Source organism: Streptosporangium sp. NPDC000239, from assembly GCF_040300765.1.
GTDB lineage: Bacteria > Actinomycetota > Actinomycetes > Streptosporangiales > Streptosporangiaceae > Streptosporangium.
In genome coordinates this window covers 1-16,800 of record NZ_JBEPEI010000033.1, presented here as the reverse complement: position 1 = coordinate 16,800, position 16,800 = coordinate 1, and the positions used below count along the sequence as shown (strand labels likewise).

At 70.7% G+C, this 16,800-nt stretch carries 18 protein-coding genes and 1 tRNA gene; 7 read left to right on the top strand and 12 right to left on the bottom strand.

The features are described 5' to 3' along the window. Positions 1 to 104 precede the first annotated feature (104 nt). From ABT340_RS40885 to ABT340_RS40855, 7 genes are all read right to left on the bottom strand, one after another. On the bottom strand, positions 105 to 575 hold the full coding sequence (locus ABT340_RS40885; RefSeq protein ID WP_352016330.1) for a S26 family signal peptidase: 471 nt from the start codon (positions 573 to 575) through the stop codon (positions 105 to 107). Next, positions 572 to 2,446: an ABC transporter ATP-binding protein gene (locus ABT340_RS40880; RefSeq protein ID WP_352016329.1), complete on the bottom strand. Its 1,875-nt coding sequence runs from the start codon at positions 2,444 to 2,446 to the stop codon at positions 572 to 574. The genes ABT340_RS40885 and ABT340_RS40880 overlap by 4 nt, the downstream gene beginning before the upstream one ends. Continuing rightward, the gene (locus tag ABT340_RS40875; protein WP_352016328.1) at positions 2,443 to 3,000 is read right to left on the bottom strand and encodes a TlpA family protein disulfide reductase; all 558 of its coding nucleotides are present in this window, start codon (positions 2,998 to 3,000) and stop codon (positions 2,443 to 2,445) included. Before ABT340_RS40875 ends, ABT340_RS40880 begins: the two co-directional genes overlap by 4 nt. A 46-nt stretch (positions 3,001 to 3,046) precedes the next feature. Then, the gene (locus ABT340_RS40870; RefSeq protein WP_352016327.1) at positions 3,047 to 3,556 is read right to left on the bottom strand and encodes a MauE/DoxX family redox-associated membrane protein; all 510 of its coding nucleotides are present in this window, start codon (positions 3,554 to 3,556) and stop codon (positions 3,047 to 3,049) included. Positions 3,557 to 3,651: 95 nt separating this feature from the next. Next, entirely contained in the window at positions 3,652 to 3,861 is a 210-nt protein-coding gene (locus ABT340_RS40865) for a hypothetical protein (protein WP_352016326.1), read from the bottom strand. 32 nt (positions 3,862 to 3,893) lie between these two features. Further along, positions 3,894 to 4,058, bottom strand: coding sequence for a hypothetical protein (locus ABT340_RS40860; RefSeq protein WP_352016325.1), 165 nt, complete (start codon positions 4,056 to 4,058; stop codon positions 3,894 to 3,896). A 490-nt stretch (positions 4,059 to 4,548) separates the two neighbouring features. Next, complete coding sequence (locus ABT340_RS40855) at positions 4,549 to 5,091, bottom strand: hypothetical protein (RefSeq protein ID WP_352016324.1); 543 nt, start codon at positions 5,089 to 5,091, stop codon at positions 4,549 to 4,551. A 63-nt stretch (positions 5,092 to 5,154) separates the two neighbouring features. Here ABT340_RS40855 and ABT340_RS40850 point away from each other — a divergent pair, with 63 nt between their 5' ends. The 5 genes from ABT340_RS40850 (at position 5,155) to ABT340_RS40830 (ending at position 9,177) form a co-directional block, all read left to right on the top strand. After that, positions 5,155 to 6,045 (top strand): hypothetical protein, encoded by an 891-nt coding sequence (locus ABT340_RS40850; RefSeq protein WP_352016323.1) that lies wholly within the window; start codon positions 5,155 to 5,157, stop codon positions 6,043 to 6,045. Between the two features lie 66 nt (positions 6,046 to 6,111). Next, positions 6,112 to 6,381 carry a metal-sensitive transcriptional regulator gene (locus ABT340_RS40845; protein WP_352016322.1) on the top strand — a complete coding sequence of 90 codons (270 nt, stop codon included), beginning with the start codon at positions 6,112 to 6,114 and terminating at the stop codon, positions 6,379 to 6,381. A gap of 125 nt (positions 6,382 to 6,506) precedes the next feature. Further along, a complete protein-coding gene (locus ABT340_RS40840) occupies positions 6,507 to 7,844 on the top strand; it encodes an MBL fold metallo-hydrolase (RefSeq protein ID WP_352016321.1) in 1,338 nt (445 codons plus the stop codon). Beyond that, positions 7,841 to 8,410 carry a rhodanese-like domain-containing protein gene (locus ABT340_RS40835; RefSeq protein WP_352016320.1) on the top strand — a complete coding sequence of 190 codons (570 nt, stop codon included), beginning with the start codon at positions 7,841 to 7,843 and terminating at the stop codon, positions 8,408 to 8,410. The genes ABT340_RS40840 and ABT340_RS40835 overlap by 4 nt, the downstream gene beginning before the upstream one ends. Next, positions 8,407 to 9,177, top strand: a complete 771-nt coding sequence (locus ABT340_RS40830) for a sulfite exporter TauE/SafE family protein (protein WP_352016319.1) — start codon at positions 8,407 to 8,409, stop codon at positions 9,175 to 9,177. Before ABT340_RS40835 ends, ABT340_RS40830 begins: the two co-directional genes overlap by 4 nt. Before the next feature lie 81 nt (positions 9,178 to 9,258). Here the strand turns inward: ABT340_RS40830 and ABT340_RS40825 are convergent, their stop codons facing one another. The 4 genes from ABT340_RS40825 to ABT340_RS40810 form a co-directional block, all read right to left on the bottom strand. Further along, positions 9,259 to 10,077 (bottom strand): MerR family transcriptional regulator, encoded by an 819-nt coding sequence (locus ABT340_RS40825; RefSeq protein ID WP_352016318.1) that lies wholly within the window; start codon positions 10,075 to 10,077, stop codon positions 9,259 to 9,261. Between the two features lie 46 nt (positions 10,078 to 10,123). Next, complete coding sequence (locus ABT340_RS40820) at positions 10,124 to 10,723, bottom strand: hypothetical protein (protein WP_352016317.1); 600 nt, start codon at positions 10,721 to 10,723, stop codon at positions 10,124 to 10,126. Positions 10,724 to 10,810: 87 nt separating this feature from the next. Next, entirely contained in the window at positions 10,811 to 12,199 is a 1,389-nt protein-coding gene (locus ABT340_RS40815) for a selenium-binding protein SBP56-related protein (RefSeq protein ID WP_352016316.1), read from the bottom strand. Positions 12,200 to 12,282: 83 nt separating this feature from the next. Next, positions 12,283 to 14,052: an asparagine synthase-related protein gene (locus tag ABT340_RS40810; RefSeq protein WP_352016315.1), complete on the bottom strand. Its 1,770-nt coding sequence runs from the start codon at positions 14,050 to 14,052 to the stop codon at positions 12,283 to 12,285. A gap of 255 nt (positions 14,053 to 14,307) precedes the next feature. Between ABT340_RS40810 and ABT340_RS40805 the strand changes: the two genes are divergently transcribed. Further along, positions 14,308 to 15,780: a vWA domain-containing protein gene (locus ABT340_RS40805; protein WP_352016314.1), complete on the top strand. Its 1,473-nt coding sequence runs from the start codon at positions 14,308 to 14,310 to the stop codon at positions 15,778 to 15,780. A 118-nt stretch (positions 15,781 to 15,898) separates the two neighbouring features. Next, positions 15,899 to 15,971 (top strand) — tRNA-Ala (locus tag ABT340_RS40800). Between the two features lie 161 nt (positions 15,972 to 16,132). Here ABT340_RS40800 and ABT340_RS40795 read toward each other — a convergent pair. Continuing rightward, complete coding sequence (locus ABT340_RS40795; RefSeq protein ID WP_352016313.1) at positions 16,133 to 16,615, bottom strand: hypothetical protein; 483 nt, start codon at positions 16,613 to 16,615, stop codon at positions 16,133 to 16,135. Between the last annotated feature and the right edge of the window lie 185 nt (positions 16,616 to 16,800).

The window sequence follows — 16,800 nt, the reverse complement described above, 5'->3', positions numbered from 1 at the left end:
GAAGATCCCGCCTGATCGGTCCGATCGGGCGGGATCTTCGCTTTCCGGGACGGCGAGGCCGTCGAGGGGCGTTTCGCGGTCCGGTGGTGACGGTCCGCCTCCGATCACGGCCGCGGGAGCCGCCCGGCTCTCCTGCGGACGGCCACGCCGAGGATCCGGTCGCCGGAGTACAGGCCGACCTGACGTGAGTCGTGACTCTCGCCGGCGTCGCCGAACACGATCAGCGAGTTCTCCGGGACGGTCTCCCGGCCGTCCGACGCGGCGCGCGCCGACACCGGGATCCGGTCGCCGGGCAGCGCCACCACCCGTTTGACCTTCCACCGTGTACGCGGTCGTGCGGGCGCGACGACGACGACGCCCCTTGGGTGAACCGGGCGGGGCGGCTCCAGGACCACGATGTCGCCGACCTTCAATCCGGTGATGCGGCACCGCCGTACCAGGAGACGGTCTCCCGGCTGGAGGGTGGGCGTCATGCTGGTGCCGCTCACGGTCACCAGCACCCAGCGCCGCCGCAGACGGGCGAGAAGGACGGCGGACGCGGCGAGGACGGAGACCGAGGTGAGAAGTCCGATCACGAGGAGACCGCCTGCGGTTCCTGCCCGGTGTCGTAACCCAGCGCCTGCAGGAGGAAGAGCCGGGCGTAGTCGCCGTCCACGGTCATCAGTTCCTCGTGCGTGCCCTGTTCGGTGATCCGGCCGTCGGCGAGGACGACGATGCGGTCGGCCATCCGGACGGCGTTCAGCCGGTGAGAGATGATCACGCTGGTGGCGCCGTGCCGGTGCTCGACCAGCCGCCGGTGGATCGTGTGCTCCGCCTCGGCGTCCAGGCCCGAGCTGGGCTCGTCGAGGACGAGCAGATCCCGCCTGCCCCGCATGAGGCCGCGCGCGAGGGCGAGCCGCTGCCACTGGCCGCCGGACAGTGTCACACCCGCCGTCCTGCCGTCCGACCGGGAGTTCATGAAGAAAATCCTGCTCAGGAGCGTGTCATATCCGTACGGCAGGCCCGAGACGGTCTCGTGGGCCTCCGCGGCGGTCGCGGCGGCGCGGATCCTGTCGCGGTCCTCCAGCGCCGTCAGGTCGCCGATGCCGATGTTCTCGGCGGCGGTGAAGTCGTAGTTCATGTGGTCCTGGAAGACCGTGCCGATCCGGTCACGCAGTTCCGCCACCGGAATGAGACGGATGTCCACCCCGTCCCAGGTGATCGTCCCGCGCGTGGGCTCGTACAGCCGGCACAGCAGCTTCACCAGGGTGCTCTTGCCGGCGCCGTTCACGCCGACCACGGCGAGCAGGGCACCGCGGGGGATGCGCAGATCGACGCCGCGCAGCACCCACGGCTTGTCGGCGTCGTAGCGGAACCAGACGTCCTTCAGCTCGATCGCGTCCCTCAGCGGCAGGGCGGGCAGCGGGGAGTCCGGCCTCGTCAGGTCGGGTCCCGCGTTCAGGACGGTGAGATAGTGGCCGAACTGCAGGAGCCCCTGGTGCCCGCTCGCCAGTAACGTGATCAGCCCGGACAGCCCGGACTGCACACCCGCGACCGCCGCGACGAAGACGACCACGTCGCCCGGGGTCAGCTCGCCCACCCGGGCCAGCTGGACGGCCCAGACCAGCCCGCCGCCGGACACCGCGGCGGCGAGCGCGGCCAGGCCCACCTGAGCGCGGAAGGCCCGCCGGTCGAGTTCGTGCTCCGCGCCGTTGACCTGTCGTAGTTCGGCCAGCATCCGTTTCCGCATGAAGTCGCCCAGGCCGAACAGCCGGATCTCCTTGGCCGCCGCGCGGTCGGTCATGAGCTGGGAGTAGAACAACTCCCGGCGCGCGTTGGGGCTGGTCGTCCAGAGCATCTCACCGCGCCTGCGGCTCAGGGCCAGCTCGGAGACCACGGCGGGCACGGCCGAGAGCACCACGAACCCCGCCATGACGGGACGCACCGCCAGCAGCGTTCCGGCGAACCCGATCATGGTGACGGCGGCGCGTACGCCTCCCAGCGCCGCGTCGATGACGATCTGCGGCGCCGTCCCGCTCGCCTGCCGTGCCAGGCCGATGCGGTCGTGGAACTCGGGATCCTCGAACCGGGCCATACCCTCGAAACGAGACAGCGTCTCATACAGCCGGTCCCGGGTGCGGAACCGGATGCTCCGGCCAAGCTCCGCCTGCACGTACCGGGAGAGGAACGGCAGCGTCGCCGTGAGCAGTCCCAGGCACGCCAGCAGGACGGCCTGCGTCACCAACCGGCCGACGGGCACCCGCTCGGCCGACAGCCCGTCCAGAACGTACTTGGTCAGCCAGGCGACGCCGACCGGCGCGGCGCCCGTGACGAGCGCGGCGGCCAGATAGGTCAGCAGCAGGGCCGGTCCGGCGTGCCACGCGACGCCCAGGGCGGCGACCGCTCTCTCCCGCCAGGTCGCCTCACCGCCGACGTGGCTGGCGGTGAGGCCGAGTCCGCTCGTCACCGCGCGGGGACCTGGGGTGAGGCCAGTTCGCGGACGCTCACCGCGCTCGTGCGCACGGTGCCGTCCCGGTCGAGCAGGACGAACGTGGGTGAGCCCTGTACGCCGAACGCGCCGGTCACCGGACCGTCCTGCGGCTCCACGACCACCCGCGCCACCCGGCCTACGGCGTCGATGATGTCGGCGCCCTGTTCCAGGGTGCCGGAGACGACCACCAGTTTCCGCTCCGGGCCGCCGGGCATGGCGGCGGCGTACTCGACGAAACGGGGAACCTCCTCCCGGCAGGACGGGCACCCCGTGGAGAAGAAGCCCGTGAACAGGGGAGTTCTCAGATCGCGCAGGGACACGGTGGCGCCGTCGAGCGCCGTCGCCTCGAAGTCGGCGACGCGGTATCCGGACTCCGGCGACGACCTGCGCTCCACGAGCCGGTCGAGGCCGGCCCGTGCCCATTTCGCCTCGTGGTCCCGTAACCGGCGCAGGACCGCGAGCGACAGCAGCAAGTTGAGCAAGCCCAGAAAACCGACGACGACCACAGCGGCGATCAGTACGGCATCCATCGACACTCCCAGCCTGAGAGGACCTGCAAGAGAATTCAGCGGACGTTCAGCGGACAAGGATCAGCGCCACGAGGTCGTCGTAGGCGATGACCAGCGTGGCCAGGACGACGGCCACGAAACCGGAGAGGAGCATGGCGGTCACGTCGAGTCCGCCGGAAGCCAGGAGGGTCCCCGCCATGCCGGCCGCCGCGACGGACAGGAGGATCACGTTGCGCACCACGTGCCGCACACCCAAGGGCTGATCGGACGCGCCGAAGCACCGGCAGCTCGTCGTCGCGCCCCGCCGTACGGCCGAGCCGATCGCTCCCGTGAAGGCCGCCAGCAACATCGCGGCGAGTCCCAGGCCCACGGGAGCGGTGGCGTCGATCAGCATCAGCGACGCGGAGACCAGTTCGCCCGCGATCACCGCACCCGAGACGGCGGAACTCCAGCGCGGGGCCACACCGAACTCACCGACCGCGGCGCGGAACCGCGCCAGATCACCTCGCCCGCGTAACTTACCGGCGACGGCGGCGAGGAGAACCAGGGCGAGAGACAGGCGGCATATGAAACTCAAATATGCCACCGATATCACGAGCCTCCCGCTGAACGGGGGCGGTGTGATTGCGGGAACATTTCAGAGGAAATGCGTGCCGTCACGGGATTCGCCGTTCAGCAGAACCACGGTCCGTGATCGCAGCCTCCGGCGGTACACGTCCCGATGCGGTACCAGTCGCTGCAGCCGCCGGGGCCGCAGATCTGCTGCCAGAGTTCGCAGTTCTTGCAGGTGCACCGCAGATATGTCGGGTCGGCGGACGCCTCGGCCCGGGGGGCGGTCAGGGAGAGGAGTGTGTCCCCGACCCTGTTCAGCAGACGAGTCATGTGAACCTCCAGGGGTTTGAGCTGGGTAAACCTCAGCAGGAGTAGACGCCGGTCGGCTTGGTGCACCCTCCGGCGAGGTACCAGTCGCTGCAGCCGCTGGGGCCGCAGATCCGCTGCATCAGCCCGCACGTGTCATTGCAGTAACACTGCAGATATGTCGGGTCGGCGGACGCCTCGGTCCGCGGCGCCGCCATCATGAGCATAAGATCGCCCGCGGCTCTGAACATACGAACCATTTCGCTTCCCTCGGGTCGGTGATTTATCGAAATCATAATTATGTGCGACCGGCCGATCCAGGAGCTTTTCTGCCATAAATGGACGGTCGGCTGCCAAATCCGAACCCGAATTATTTCTCCGGCCGTAGCCGGGCGGGGGAGCGGTCATGTGGTCGATTTCGAGTAATCGTGCGGTGGCGACGACGTCCGGCAGGGCGTGTGCGAAAGACCGTCACAGTGGTCGCAGGCCGGGCACCGGGGGGTTCGGGGCCGCCGGACGCTCAACCGGCGCGGTTTCGGAGGCGAGCCGAGCAAGGAGACCGGTGCGCCGGGGCCGCCGTCTCGCTGGGACCGCCGCGAACCCCGGGGACGATCTCACGGATCGCTCCGCCAAGCGTGAGCCGGTAGGACCCGGTCGGGCCGTGTTCAGCCTCGGCCCAGGGCGGTTCGAAGGGACTGGCGGGGTCCGGGGTCACCCGCTGATCGGTTCGTAGGCGCCTCCCCACTCGTTGAGCAGGACGAAGCCGGGCGATGCCACCGTCTCCATGAGGAGGGTCAGCGCGTCCGTCGTCGACGGGAGGCGCAGCCCGAGCAGTCCGGTCAGCGAGGTACGGCACGCGTCGAGGTCGATGTCGTGGTCGGCGTACTCCTCCTCCAACTCCGGAACCACCGACGACATCGCTTCGAGCCCGCCGGAGACGCGCCAGACACAGTCCCTCCAGTACGGGACCCGCACGATCAGCTGGATCGCGGAGGTCAGGTCACCGCCGATCAGCCCGGCCTGCCCCTCGGAGTCGGCGTAGAGCACGGGCCGCCGCCCGGCCGCGTCCCCGCAGAGGAAGTACGTCCCGCCCGCGCCGTCACCGGCGACCGCCTCAAGGGTCTGTCCGGACTGCAGCGTCACCTTCTCGACGTGGTCGGTGCGGGAGACGTCGAAGTCGAACGGCCAGGTCAGCAGTTCGGCGGCGGCCGGAGTGCGGTGGATGAGGCCGAGCAGGGGGTCGGGGTGCGTCATGGGGAGCACCGTAACAGTCGTTCGCGGGGCGAACCGGTCATCCCAGTCGCGCGTCTACTGATCATGAGATTGCTCCCGATCGCGCTGCTCGTCGTGCTCGTGACGGCCTGCGGTCCCGGACACGCGCCGGTCACCGACGACGAGTTCGCCGCCCGTGCCCGCGAGGTCGTCGAACACTGGCGGGGCTCGGCGGAGCGGGAGGCCTGGGTCTCGGGGTTCGTCCCGCTGCGGAACCTGACCCTGGAGCCGGACTGGAGGCGCACACCCCGCTGGGTCGGACGGAGCGCGATCAACAGCGTCTGGAGGCTGGAGACCGAACCGCCGTCCGGGACGCCCGCCCCGGCGAGGTTGCGCTGGGCCGACGGAGGCTCGCTGGAGGTGCCGGTCCTGACGGCGGAGGCCGCCTACGCGGGGCTGAGCAAGCCCAAGTCCTTCGCCGACGAGAAGTGCCCGGCCGAGGGCTGCCGGCCGTTGAGCGTGGTCGCGGTGGCGCGGGGCGAGGCCACGGTGCCCAGCAGCAGGGGAGAGGTACGGGTTCCGACGTGGGACTTCACCGTGCGGGGCGTGCCGGAGCCGTTCCGGCGGGTGGCGGTCGACCCGGCCGCGATGGGCGGTCCGCCCCGGCCGCTGGACGACGGGATCCAGGAGGTGGACACCTACGAGGCGAGCGCGCCGACCGAGCTCCGGCTGAGCTACCTGCACGGCGACTGCGACACGACGTACGGCTCGCGTGTCCACGAGACGCCCGAGGCGGTGGTCGTGGACGTCGACGTCCGGGACGACGACGACGTGAGGATCTGCCCCGACGTCGGCAGGGCCGGCCGGATCGACGTCACGTTGCACGAGCCCCTGGGGCGCCGGGTGATGCTGGACTCCGGCAGCGGGGTGCCCCTGCTGCCGGAGAGCAATGTCCGCCTGATCGAGTTCCGGAACTACGACCCACGCCGTTCCTAACGGGAGTTTCGGCCGTTGACATGCGCTGATTTGCCGAAACGGACACCCATACATACCCTAGGGGGTATGGAGCTGACGGAATCGATGGTGGGCGACGCCGTGACACGGCTGCGCCGTGCCCATGGGCAACTCGCGGGTGTGATCTCGATGATCGAGGCGGGGGAGGACTGCGTGAAGGTCCTGACCCAGCTCGCGGCCGTGTCCAAGGCGCTCGACCGGGCGGGGTTCAAGATCGTGGCCAGTGGCCTGAAGTGCTGCCAGGACGCCCAGGCCCGTGGTGAGGAGGCTCCGATGAGGGTCGAGGAACTGGAGAAGCTCTTCCTGGCCCTGGCCTGAACCGAAGGGCGGCGAGCGGTTGGGGCACCCGCTCGCCGTGTGTCCCGCATATACCCCCGGGGGTACCTGGCCCCTCTCATGTCTCACTGATACCCCCCGGGGTATTTACCAAAGGAAGGACCACGATGGAGGTCATCTCGTTCCGCACGCCCGGTCTCGGCGACCAGAGTCACCTGCTCGTCCACGAGGGGCGCGGTGTCCTGGTCGATCCACAACGCGACATCGGCCGCTTCCTGGACGTGGCCGCCGAACGCGACGTCGAGCTGCGCTTCGTGCTGGAGACCCACCTGCACAACGACTACGTCTCGGGAGGCGGACAGGCGGCGCTGCGCACCGGCGCCGAGCTGGTGCTCCCGGCGGCCGCCGCGGCGGCGTACCCGCACACCCCGGCCTTCCATCTGGAGGACATCGACGGTGGGGGCGGCCTGACCATCCGCCCGATGCACACGCCCGGCCACACGCCGGAGCACACCGGCTATCTGGTGCTGATCGACGGCGAGCCCGTCGCGGTCTTCTCCGGCGGCAGCCTGCTGGTCTCCTCCGCAGGGCGGCCTGACCTGCTCGGACCCGAGCGCGCCCGCACTCTGGCCAGGCTGCAGTACGGCTCGCTGCACCGGCTGGCCGCGCTGCCCGGTGAGGTGGACCTGTTCCCGACGCACGGCGAGGGATCCTTCTGCAGCGTGTCCGGCGTCGGCCGCCACACCTCCACGATCGCCGACGAGCGACGGGACAACCCGCTGCTCGCGCTGCCCGACGCCGAGGCCTTCGCCGACGAACTGCTGGCCGCGCCGATGCCCATCCCGGCCTTCTACGCCCACATGGGATCGGCCAACCTTCTCGGAGCGCCCGCCATGCCGGCCCTGCGTCCGCCGGAGACAACGGTCGAGGAGATCCCCGAAGACGCGCACGTCGTGGACGTCCGCCCGCGTGCGGTGCAGGCGGCGGGGTTCCTGCCGGGATCGACCGGCATCGCGCCCGGCGACGACTTCGGCAGCTGGGCGGGCTGGCTGGTGCCGTACGGAGAACCGATCGTGCTGGTGGCGGAACCCGATCAGGACGTCACCGAGGCCCTCACCCAGCTGGCCAGGATCGGCGTCGACGACGTGCGCGGCGTCGTCCGCGACCTCGGCGGGCACGCGAGCGCCGGCTTCGAGCTGCTCGGCCTGACCGACTTCCTCGAAAGGATGCCCGGAGCCCGGGTGCTGGACGTGCGCATGCCCGGTGAACGGCGGGCCGACCCGCTGCCCGGCGCCGTCGAGCGATTCCTGCCGGACCTGCTCACCCAGGGTGTCCCCGAACAGCTGCGGGGCGAGCGGCAGGTGCTGGTCGTCTGCGGCTCGGGCCGCCGGGCCTCGATCGCCGCCACCGTCCTCACCCGCCACGGCCTGCACCCGGTCGTGCTCGGCGACGCGGGCGCCTCGCAGGTGGCGGCGGCCCTGGCCGGAAAGGGGGAGGCGCGGTGAACGCCGTCGACGTGGCCACCGTCCGGGCGCTGACCGCGGCCCGGGAGACCGAAGGCGCCGTGCTGCTGCTGGACGTGCGAACCCCCGCCGAGTTCGAGAGCGCGCACATCGACGGGTCCGTCAATGTGCCCCTCGACCGGCTGGAGGCGTATCTGCCGCAACTGGCCGGCGCGATGACCGGCCGGAGCGTGCTCGTCTGCCAGTCCGGCGGACGAGCCAGGACGGCCCAGGACAAGCTCACCGCCGCCGGGCTGCGCGGGACGGCCGTCATGACCGGCGGGCTGAACGCCTGGATCACCTCGGGAGCGCCCGTCAACCGGGGACGGCGCCGCTGGAGCCTGGAGAGGCAGGTCCGCCTGGTCGCGGGGCTGCTGGTCCTCGGCTCCGTCACGCTGAGCCTCTGGTGGGCACCGGCCCTGTTCGTCACGGCGTTCGTCGGCGCGGGGCTCGGCTACGCGGGAGCCAGTGACAACTGCATGATGGGCATGCTGCTGGCCCGCCTGCCGTACAACAGGGCCGGTGCCGGTGATCCCGCCGCCGCGCTCGCGCGGGCCTGTCGGCGATGACTCTCACCGTGGCCCTCGTGCTGGCCGGCGCGGTGGTCGTGGGCGTCAGCCTGGGACTGCTCGGCGCGGGTGGCTCGGTGCTGGCCGTGCCGGTGCTGGTCTACGGCGCGGGCCAGCCGGTGGCGGTGGCCGTCCCGACCTCGCTGGCGGTTGTGGCGATCTCCAGCGTGGGGGCGCTCGTCCCACGCCTGCGCCGGGGACAGGTCCGCTGGAGCGTCGCGGCGGTGTTCGCCGCGGGAGGCGTGCCTGCCGCCCTCGCCGGGGCGGTACTCGGCCGTGGGCTGCCCGGCGAACTGCTGCTGCCCGCGTTCGCGGTCATCATGGTCGTGGTCGCCGTGCGGATGCTGCGCGACGCGGAGTCGACCGGCGGTGCCTGCCGTACCACGGCGGGGCGGGTGAACCGCCGCCGGTGCCTGCCGAGGGCGCTGGCCGCGGGAGGCGGTGTCGGGGTGCTGACCGGGGTGTTCGGCGTCGGAGGGGGGTTCGCCGTCGTCCCCGCCCTGACCCTGCTGCTCGGCCTGACCGCGACCGATGCGGTGGGGACCTCGCTGGTCGTCGTCGCGGTCAACTCGGTGGCGGGGTTCGCCGGGCACGTGGGCACGCGGCTGGACTACGGCCTGGTGCTGCTCTTCGCCGGTGGGGCGCTGCTCACCTCGCTGGTCGCCGGGCGCCTGGCCACGCGGCTGCCCGCCGACCGGATCCGGCGCTGGTTCGCCTGGACCGTCCTGGCGCTGGCGCCGCTGGTCGCCGCGGGCGCGTGGATCTAGGACCGGGATCGGCGTCACCGTGGAGAAGGGGATCCGTCCAGGTGGGCGACGAATCCCCTTCTTGGACGAACCGGGTCAGGGCTACCCGGCCGTCACGGCGAGCTGGATCTCCGTCACCCATTTCTCGTGGTCGGCCGGGCACTCAAGGCTGATCTCCCTGGCCAGGCCCAGACTGCGGTAGCCGTGCTCCTCGACCCAGTGGGCCAGGATCTGGTAGGTCGAGTCGACGTGGTCCATCGACCCCCGGTGGACGATGGTCGCGGCCGTCCCGATCTCGGGCAGGTCCACGATCTCGAAGTCGTGCCCCGGGGACGGCTGAGCCGTCACCTCGACTCCGGCGTGCACGACCACCGAGCCGTCCTGGACGGGTTCGTAGTGGGCGATGCCGTACCCGGACGGTGCGACCCCCGCCCTTTCGAGGCGCTGGAACAACTCCTCGTACAGGGGCTTGATGACGGGGCCGATCTCCTCACTGTCGTAGCTCGCCGCGACGGCGCTGACCTCCGCCAGCCGCACCGGCGGGACCCGCTTGACGACGACCTCTTCGACGGCCATGTGGCCCTCCCTCTCCATCGTCCGGAGCCTCGCCTCGATCCGCAGCAGCCGCGCGGTGTCCGCGGCGATCCGCTCCTCAAGCTCCGCACGGCGCAGCCGTACCATGCCCTGGAGTTCGGCCACGGTCACCTTCTCGTCGAGGATCGAGCTCACCTGCTGCAGGGTGAGGCCCAGGTCCTTCAACGCGATGACGCGGTTGAGGCGCGAGAGCTGCGCCGCGTGGTAGAAGCGGTAGCCGCTGGCCGGATCGACGTGGGCGGGCCGCAGCAGCCCGAGCGCGTCGTAGTGGCGCAGCATGCGTACCGAAACGCGGCCGAGCTGGGCGAAGTCTCCGATGCTGAACATGATGGTTCCAGGTGTACGGGCTCACACGGTGTCAGGGTCAAACGTGTCAGGTGAGGGCGGCGAAGGCCCCGGCGCCGACGAGGGCCACGGCCCAGGCGAGGTCGAGGTTGAACCACGCCTTGCGCAGCACCGCCACCCCCAGTTTCTCGTAGACCAGCAGGGCGACGGCCGTGACCGTCGTCAGCATCGCAAGGGTGTGGACCGCCGTGGCCAGCAGACTCTGCGAGGCCAGTACGGCGGCGCCGTGGCCACCGCGCAGGGTGACCGGGAGCACCATCAGGCCCGCCCCGTGCGCGGTGGCCATCAGGAACGACCACCCGGCGAGCTGCCACCGGTTCACCCGCATGCCGACCCAGCGGGGGTGGCGCCGCCGTACGATCCGCCAGATCCCGAACCCGCACACCACGGCCGCCACGCCGTAGGAGACGGCCCTGGGAGGCACGGCCAGTCGTGCGAGGGACACCAGCGCGAGCGTGACCAGCACCGAGCCCGCGTGGCCGAGCACGATGGGCGGCAGGGCGCGCAGCACCGCGGAGCGCGAGCGTTCCTGCAGGCCGAGGGCGACGGCGAACAGCCAGCCCATGGCCGGGTTCAGGCCGTGGAAGGCACCGAGACCGGCCAGGACCAGCACGGACGTCAGGTCCATCTCGCGCGCTCCGTCCTGTTCTTCGGGGCGGGGCCCGCAAGAGCGTTCATGGAGGAGGCCGACTCCTTTCTGCGGTCGTCGCGGGGATCAGGAGGGGAAGCAGTAGGAGTCGGAGGAGGAGTCGCCTCCCTGCAGCCTGATCTGGTGGGCCCGGCGGCCATCGGCGGCGAAGTCGACGAAGAAGCCCTCGTCGAGGGAGAGCGAGCCGTCGTCGCCGATGTCCACCTTGGCGATCCAGCTGGAGATGCCGTCGGGGTAGAAGACGTCGTCCCAGGAGCGGTAGAGCGAGTTGGAGAAGTAGACCCGCCGGCCGTCCCTGCTGGCCTCGACCATCTGCGGGCCGCCGTTCAACGCCCGTCCCCGGCGCGCCGGGTGCGGGGTCCTGCCGACGATGCCGCCGAGGCGCACCGAACCGGTCTCGCGGGGGGAGAACGGGTCGGAGACGTCGTAGGCCTTCAACTCGCCCGTGCCCCAGCAGGAGACCAGCAGGATGCGGTCGTCGAGGGTCAGCGAGATGTCGGTCACCAGCGGCGGAACCGCTCCGAACTGCTTGAGCGGCTCGGGCAACAGCTCGGGGTCGGCGGGCTCGGCGGGGATGGTGATGACCTTCTCCGCCTTCCAGACCCCGTTGTCCTGGTACCACGTGAAGATGCCGGCCGACAGGTCCTCGACGCTGATGACCGTGTTGACGAAGCCGTGGGTCTTGGACGGGTCGTGCGCGGGGCGCAGTTCGAGGGCCATCTGGTGCTGGTCCCCGAGGTCGATCTCCTGCAGGTGCCTGCGCTTGGTCAGGTCCCAGACGTGCAGCTTGTGGCCGTACTTCCTGCCGACCAGCAGGTCGAGCGAGGGGCCCGCCTCGATCTGGTTGGGGGTGCCCCACTCACTGGTGATCATCGTGTCGTGGCCGAGGTGCCACCAGAAGTCGTAGTGCAGCTCCTGCGGGCCCCGGTCGACCTCCCAGCGGCCCTTGGGCTCGAAGGTGTCGTGGTCGAGGGTGAAGACGCCGCCGGGCGCGTCGCCGTCCACGTTGCCGAGCGCGCTGACGTAGATCGCGTCGGTGCCGCAGTGGACGGTGTGCGGGCGGCTGTAGCCGGTCTTGTCGAAGACGGTCTCCGGCTCGATCGTCTTGACGAGCCTGGGCCGCCGGGGGTCGTCCTTGACGTCGAACACGTAGATCCTGCTGGAGCGCAGTCCCGGCAGGACCAGGTAGCGCCGCTCGACGTGCGGGTGCGGGGCGTACGGGCACAGGGCGGCGCTGCAGACGTTCCACCCGAAGTGGTGGAGCTCGTCGCCCGCGTGGGGCATGTCGCCGACGCTGACGATCGACCCGTCCGACAGGTCGATCGTGGCGAGCCCGTCGGGACGGCCCTGCCCTTCGGCGTCCAGCAGGGCGACGTAGGCGAGCTCCTCCCGAGGCGCCTGCATGGCGTCACGGGCCGACGGATAGAAGGTGGGATCGGGCTGAATGAGTGCCACGGGAACTCCTAGGCCGAGATCAATATCCCACTAATGTTGTAGGAAAACTCTCCGCTGTCTAGGGGTGATTTTACGTAGCCGGATCAGGAGGGGACCTGGACGTGGATCTCGTCGAGTCCCTCGGGGGCCTTGCCCGGGTACGCGCCCGACAGCATCGTGGCCACCGTGTAGAGATGCCAGACCTGGGCGGGCTTGGTGACCACGGGCGCGGCGAACAGCTTGCGGACCTCGTCGGGGGAGACGATCGGGGCCAGCAGGTCGAGGTGCTCCAGGACGTGGTCGCGCAGCACGCCGCTCAGCGCCTCACCCGGGCTGGTGCGCCAGCTCCAGCCGCCCCCGGTCTTCGGAGCCGTCAGGAATCCCGGCTTACGCTGCCAGGGGTAGTAGCGCCTGTCGGCGGTGAAGCGCCACGGCTTGCCCTCGATGGGGATGTGGCGAAGTTTCGGGGCGAAGATCGTGATGAGTTCGTGGACGACCTCCTCCGACAGCCGCCACGCCTGGTCGAGCCCGAGGGCCGCGCGCACCACCCGGTTGTCGAGGAAGGGCCAGACCGGGTCGCCCCGGCGCTGCGATCCCGCCCTTGAACCGGCCTGCCAGCGGCCGATCCGGTAGAAGACGTACATCTGGTCGAGGGCCTCGACCCCCTCGCGCTCCTGCCAGGGGCGGGCCAGTTCACGGGCGTGGTCGTTGGCCTCGGCGCTGAACAGGGCCTTGTCCCGCATGAAGGTGGTGTCGATCCGGCGCCGCAGCGCCTTGGGACTCAGGTCGCTCTGGAGCAGCAGGAAGCTGCCCGCGCGCAACACCTCCCCGCTCTGCCCCGACATGGTCGGCCTGGCGTTGTACGGCAGGTAGCCGACGATCGACTCGTAGGCCGAGGTCATCCCCTCGCAGGTCCGCAGTGTCTCGTAGGTCCTGGCGAGCGGGTGCTCGACCAGGACGGCGTCCCTGCGCTCGGTGCGCGCCGGGGGGATGACCGTGTGCTCGACGCCGAGCGCCCCGGCGATCCGCCCGGCGAGGATCACGTCGGGGTGGCTGTCGAGGCCGTTCGTGGTCGCGCGCAGCGGAATCCCCGCCGCGTGCAGCACCGCGGCGGCCAGCCTGCTGTCCCGGCCGCCGGTGAGGGCGAGGTTGACCGGCTCGCCGGCCGCGCGCAGCGGCTCGACCGAGGTCAGCAGGGCGTCGGCCAGCCCCCCGATGAGGGCCCTGCGCCGCCTGGCCGAGGACGGCGCGGCGACGGCGACCGGCAGCGGCGCCTCGGTGACCGTACGGCTGCCGCCCCTGACGGTGACGGTCGAGGAGGGCGGCAGCGCGCTGACCCCCCGGTAGGGCGTCTCGTCGGACAGGAAGTAGCCCTGCCGGATCATCGACTGCAGGGCGAGCACGTCCCACTCGATCCGCTCGCCGAAGGCGGCCAGGCTGACCAGCAGAGCCCTGCTGCCGATCACGTGCACGTCCGGGGTCTCGGCGTAGTAGACCGGGCAGACCCGGTGGATCGCGGTTGCGGCGGCCAGTTCGGTACCGGTCGCGCGGAAGACCGAGAAGCAGCCGCCGACCGCCTCGGCGCTCAGTTCGGGGGCGCCCGCGAGCCGGTCGACGTCGCCGGGCACGGCCAGGTTGCCGTTGACCCCGGTCACCCTGTCGTGGCCGGTGGCCAGCAGCGGGGGAGTCCGGGAGTCGTCGGGCTCGTTGGTCCAGGCGAAGAGGCTGACGCCGGGCCTGTGCCACTCGCGGGGCCTGATGACCTCGGCCGGGACGGGGAAGGCGGTCTCGATCGAGGCGCGCACGGTGTGCAGCACCGCCTCGGGAATTCCGGCTTCGGGACGCTTGGCCGCCAGTCCGAGATACACGCGCATGATCCCGAATCCTATGTCCCCTTTTTTCCGCACGAAGCCTGATTAATGAGGAAAACGTGTGGTCGCTTGAGGTGCCGAGCGGGGAGAGGCCGATCACGCGCCGGGCACGGTTTGCGCTCGCTTGGGTCAAGCGCCAGGCCCAGGTCATGAGGGGGTCGTCGTACGGGATGGCGCGCGAATCCCGCGAGTCCCCGTGAATCCATGCAAATCCAGATAAATCACGGCGAATCCTTGTGAATCTCTGCGGAGGCGAACATGAAACCACGCACGCTCGCCGTCGTCCTGGCCGTCCTCGCCCTGTGGGTCACGGCCGCCTGCGGGAGCTCGGCGAATAGGTCGCCCAGCACCCAGCCCAGGGGCGACGCGAACGCCCAGGCACCCGAGGAACGCGAGAACGACACCGGCACGTCCAAGGACATGAACGACACCACCGTCGACCAGATCTCCACCTTCGCCCTCGACGTGGACACCGCCTCCTACGACTACGCCAGACGCGCCATCGGGGAGGGCAGACTCCCGGAGCGGGACAGGGTGAGACCGGAGGAGTTCGTCAACTCCTTCCGCCAGGACTACCGGGAACCCGAGGACGACGGTTTCTCCGTACAGCTGGACGGCGCACGGATGCCCGGCAACGGTACGGCGCTGCTCAGGGTCGGTCTGCGCACCCGTCAGGCGCAGTCACGGGAACGACGCCCGGCGAACCTGACCTTCGTGGTCGACGTCTCCGGCTCGATGGGCGAACCCGGCAGACTCGACCTGGTCCGTGAGGCGCTGCACCGGCTCATCGGACAGCTCGGGCCCGGGGACAAGATCTCCATCGTCGCCTTCAGCGACCAGGCCCAGGTCGTGCTGTCCATGACCCCCGCGACCGAACGGCAGGAGCTGGACGCGGCCGTCGAGCGGCTGGCCGTACAGGCCTCGACGAACCTGGAGGCGGGGCTGACCACCGGGTATCAGGAGGCGGCGAAGGCCTTCAGGCCGGTGGCGACCAACCGGGTCATCCTGCTCTCCGACGGCCTGGCCAACAACGGCGACACCAGCTGGCAGGGCATCCTGGACCGGGTCGAGGAGTACGCGGGCAAGCAGATCACCCTGCTGTGCGTCGGGGTCGGCCGTGACTACGGGGACCAGCTGATGGAGCAGCTCGCCGACAACGGGGACGGCGCCGCCGTCTATGTCAGCTCGGTCGACGACGCGCGCAAGGTGTTCGTCGAGCAACTCGCCGCCACCCTCGACCTGCGGGCCCGCGACGCCAAGGCGCAGGTCGTGTTCAACCCCGCCACGGTCGAGTCCTACAACCTGATCGGCTACGAGAACAGGCGGATCGCGGCCGAGGACTTCCGTGACGACAGCAAGGACGGCGGCGAGGTCGGCCCCGGTCACACGGTGACGGCCCTGTATGAGGTACGGCTGCGCCAGGGCGCCTCCGGCCAGCTCGCCACCGCGACCGTGCGCTGGCAGGACCCCGACACCCGCGCCCCGGGTGAGGTCAGCGGCTCCATCGGGCGGGCCGACCTGGTCTCCTCTCCGTGGGAGAAGTCGTCGCCGCGGTTCCAGGTGGACATGGTCGCCGCGGCCTTCGCCGAGTATCTCCGCACCGGAAGGCCGGTCGCCGGGGTCGAGACCGAGGAGCTGGCCGGACACGCCGGTCGTCTGGCGGCCTCGACGGAGGACCCCGCGGTGTCCGAGCTGGCGACCCTGATCACCCGCGCCCTGTCGCTCGGCTGACCGTACGGCCGCCGGGGCGGGCCTGTCCCGGCGGCCTCGACGGTCACCTCGCCGGTTACGGAGCAGGGTGCGATGTCCTATACACTGGCGTGGTGCCGCTGGGCGGTGCGAAACGCAAGGGGCTATGGCGCAGCTGGTAGCGCGCCTCCATGGCATGGAGGAGGTCTGGGGTTCGAATCCCCATAGCTCCACAGCGACAGCGTGTTGACGAGATCCCGTCCGATCGGACGGGATCTCGTCGTTTTCCGGCCCGGATGACCTGCCTGCGTCTCCATCCCGCGCGCCCCGCAGCATGGCTGCGAAACCGTGGACCCGGCAGTGGAGGCCGGCCGCCGGCGGACCACAGGGGTGGTCAGCCGTTCGGGAAGAGCGTGTGAAGGAGCGTGTGGCCCGGCATGGCCCGGGCCGGGAGCACGCCCACGGCGAACATCTCCGGGGTGTCGAACACGGGCTCCCCGCCGGGGCGGCGCGCGTAGGGGACCCGGCCGTAGTCCACGCCGTCGCCCTCGTGGAAGCTCATCCAGGTGATCGTCTCCTGTTCGCCCTCGCGGAGCGGGTGGTTGGACACGGCCCGGCTGTAGACGGTGCCGGAGGCGGTGACCCAGACCAGGGGGACGGCGAGGACCCATCGCGTCGCCCTGATCTCCCGAGCCCTGGCGGCCGCCCGCGTCTCGAACGAGACGGCCGACCGCGGGTCGCGGAGATAGTCGTAGTCGCTGAGCACGAGCCGCCGCTCGCCTTCGAGGGCCGCGACCGCCGGGCAGTGGCGGGCGGCGATGCTCCGCTGGAGACGTTCGACCACCTCGAAGAGCAGCGCGGCCGTCTCGTCGTTCATCGTGTCCTCCGGAACTCACGGTACGGACCGGTACGCCGGGCCCGCGCCGGAGAGGAGGCGCGGGCCGCGTGCGCGAGCCGTCAGATCTCCTCGACGCTGCTCGGCTCGCGCCGGGACAGGTCGATGCCGAGCTCTTCGGCGGCGCGGAAGACGTCCTCGTCGGTGTCGCGCATCTCGATGGACAT

What these genes read in the sequence shown, in the direction of transcription:
- ABT340_RS40875 (WP_352016328.1), bottom strand. Translation starts at nt 3,000, where the DNA reads ATGGATGCCGTACTGATCGCCGCTGTGGTCGTCGTCGGTTTTCTGGGC.
- ABT340_RS40865 (WP_352016326.1), bottom strand. Translation starts at nt 3,861, where the DNA reads ATGACTCGTCTGCTGAACAGGGTCGGGGACACACTCCTCTCCCTGACC.
- ABT340_RS40860 (WP_352016325.1), bottom strand. Translation starts at nt 4,058, where the DNA reads ATGATGGCGGCGCCGCGGACCGAGGCGTCCGCCGACCCGACATATCTG.
- ABT340_RS40855 (WP_352016324.1), bottom strand. Translation starts at nt 5,091, where the DNA reads ATGACGCACCCCGACCCCCTGCTCGGCCTCATCCACCGCACTCCGGCC.
- ABT340_RS40850 (WP_352016323.1), top strand. Translation starts at nt 5,155, where the DNA reads ATGAGATTGCTCCCGATCGCGCTGCTCGTCGTGCTCGTGACGGCCTGC.
- ABT340_RS40845 (WP_352016322.1), top strand. Translation starts at nt 6,112, where the DNA reads ATGGAGCTGACGGAATCGATGGTGGGCGACGCCGTGACACGGCTGCGC.
- ABT340_RS40840 (WP_352016321.1), top strand. Translation starts at nt 6,507, where the DNA reads ATGGAGGTCATCTCGTTCCGCACGCCCGGTCTCGGCGACCAGAGTCAC.
- ABT340_RS40830 (WP_352016319.1), top strand. Translation starts at nt 8,407, where the DNA reads ATGACTCTCACCGTGGCCCTCGTGCTGGCCGGCGCGGTGGTCGTGGGC.
- ABT340_RS40825 (WP_352016318.1), bottom strand. Translation starts at nt 10,077, where the DNA reads ATGTTCAGCATCGGAGACTTCGCCCAGCTCGGCCGCGTTTCGGTACGC.
- ABT340_RS40820 (WP_352016317.1), bottom strand. Translation starts at nt 10,723, where the DNA reads ATGGACCTGACGTCCGTGCTGGTCCTGGCCGGTCTCGGTGCCTTCCAC.
- ABT340_RS40810 (WP_352016315.1), bottom strand. Translation starts at nt 14,052, where the DNA reads ATGCGCGTGTATCTCGGACTGGCGGCCAAGCGTCCCGAAGCCGGAATT.
- ABT340_RS40805 (WP_352016314.1), top strand. Translation starts at nt 14,308, where the DNA reads ATGAAACCACGCACGCTCGCCGTCGTCCTGGCCGTCCTCGCCCTGTGG.
- ABT340_RS40795 (WP_352016313.1), bottom strand. Translation starts at nt 16,615, where the DNA reads ATGAACGACGAGACGGCCGCGCTGCTCTTCGAGGTGGTCGAACGTCTC.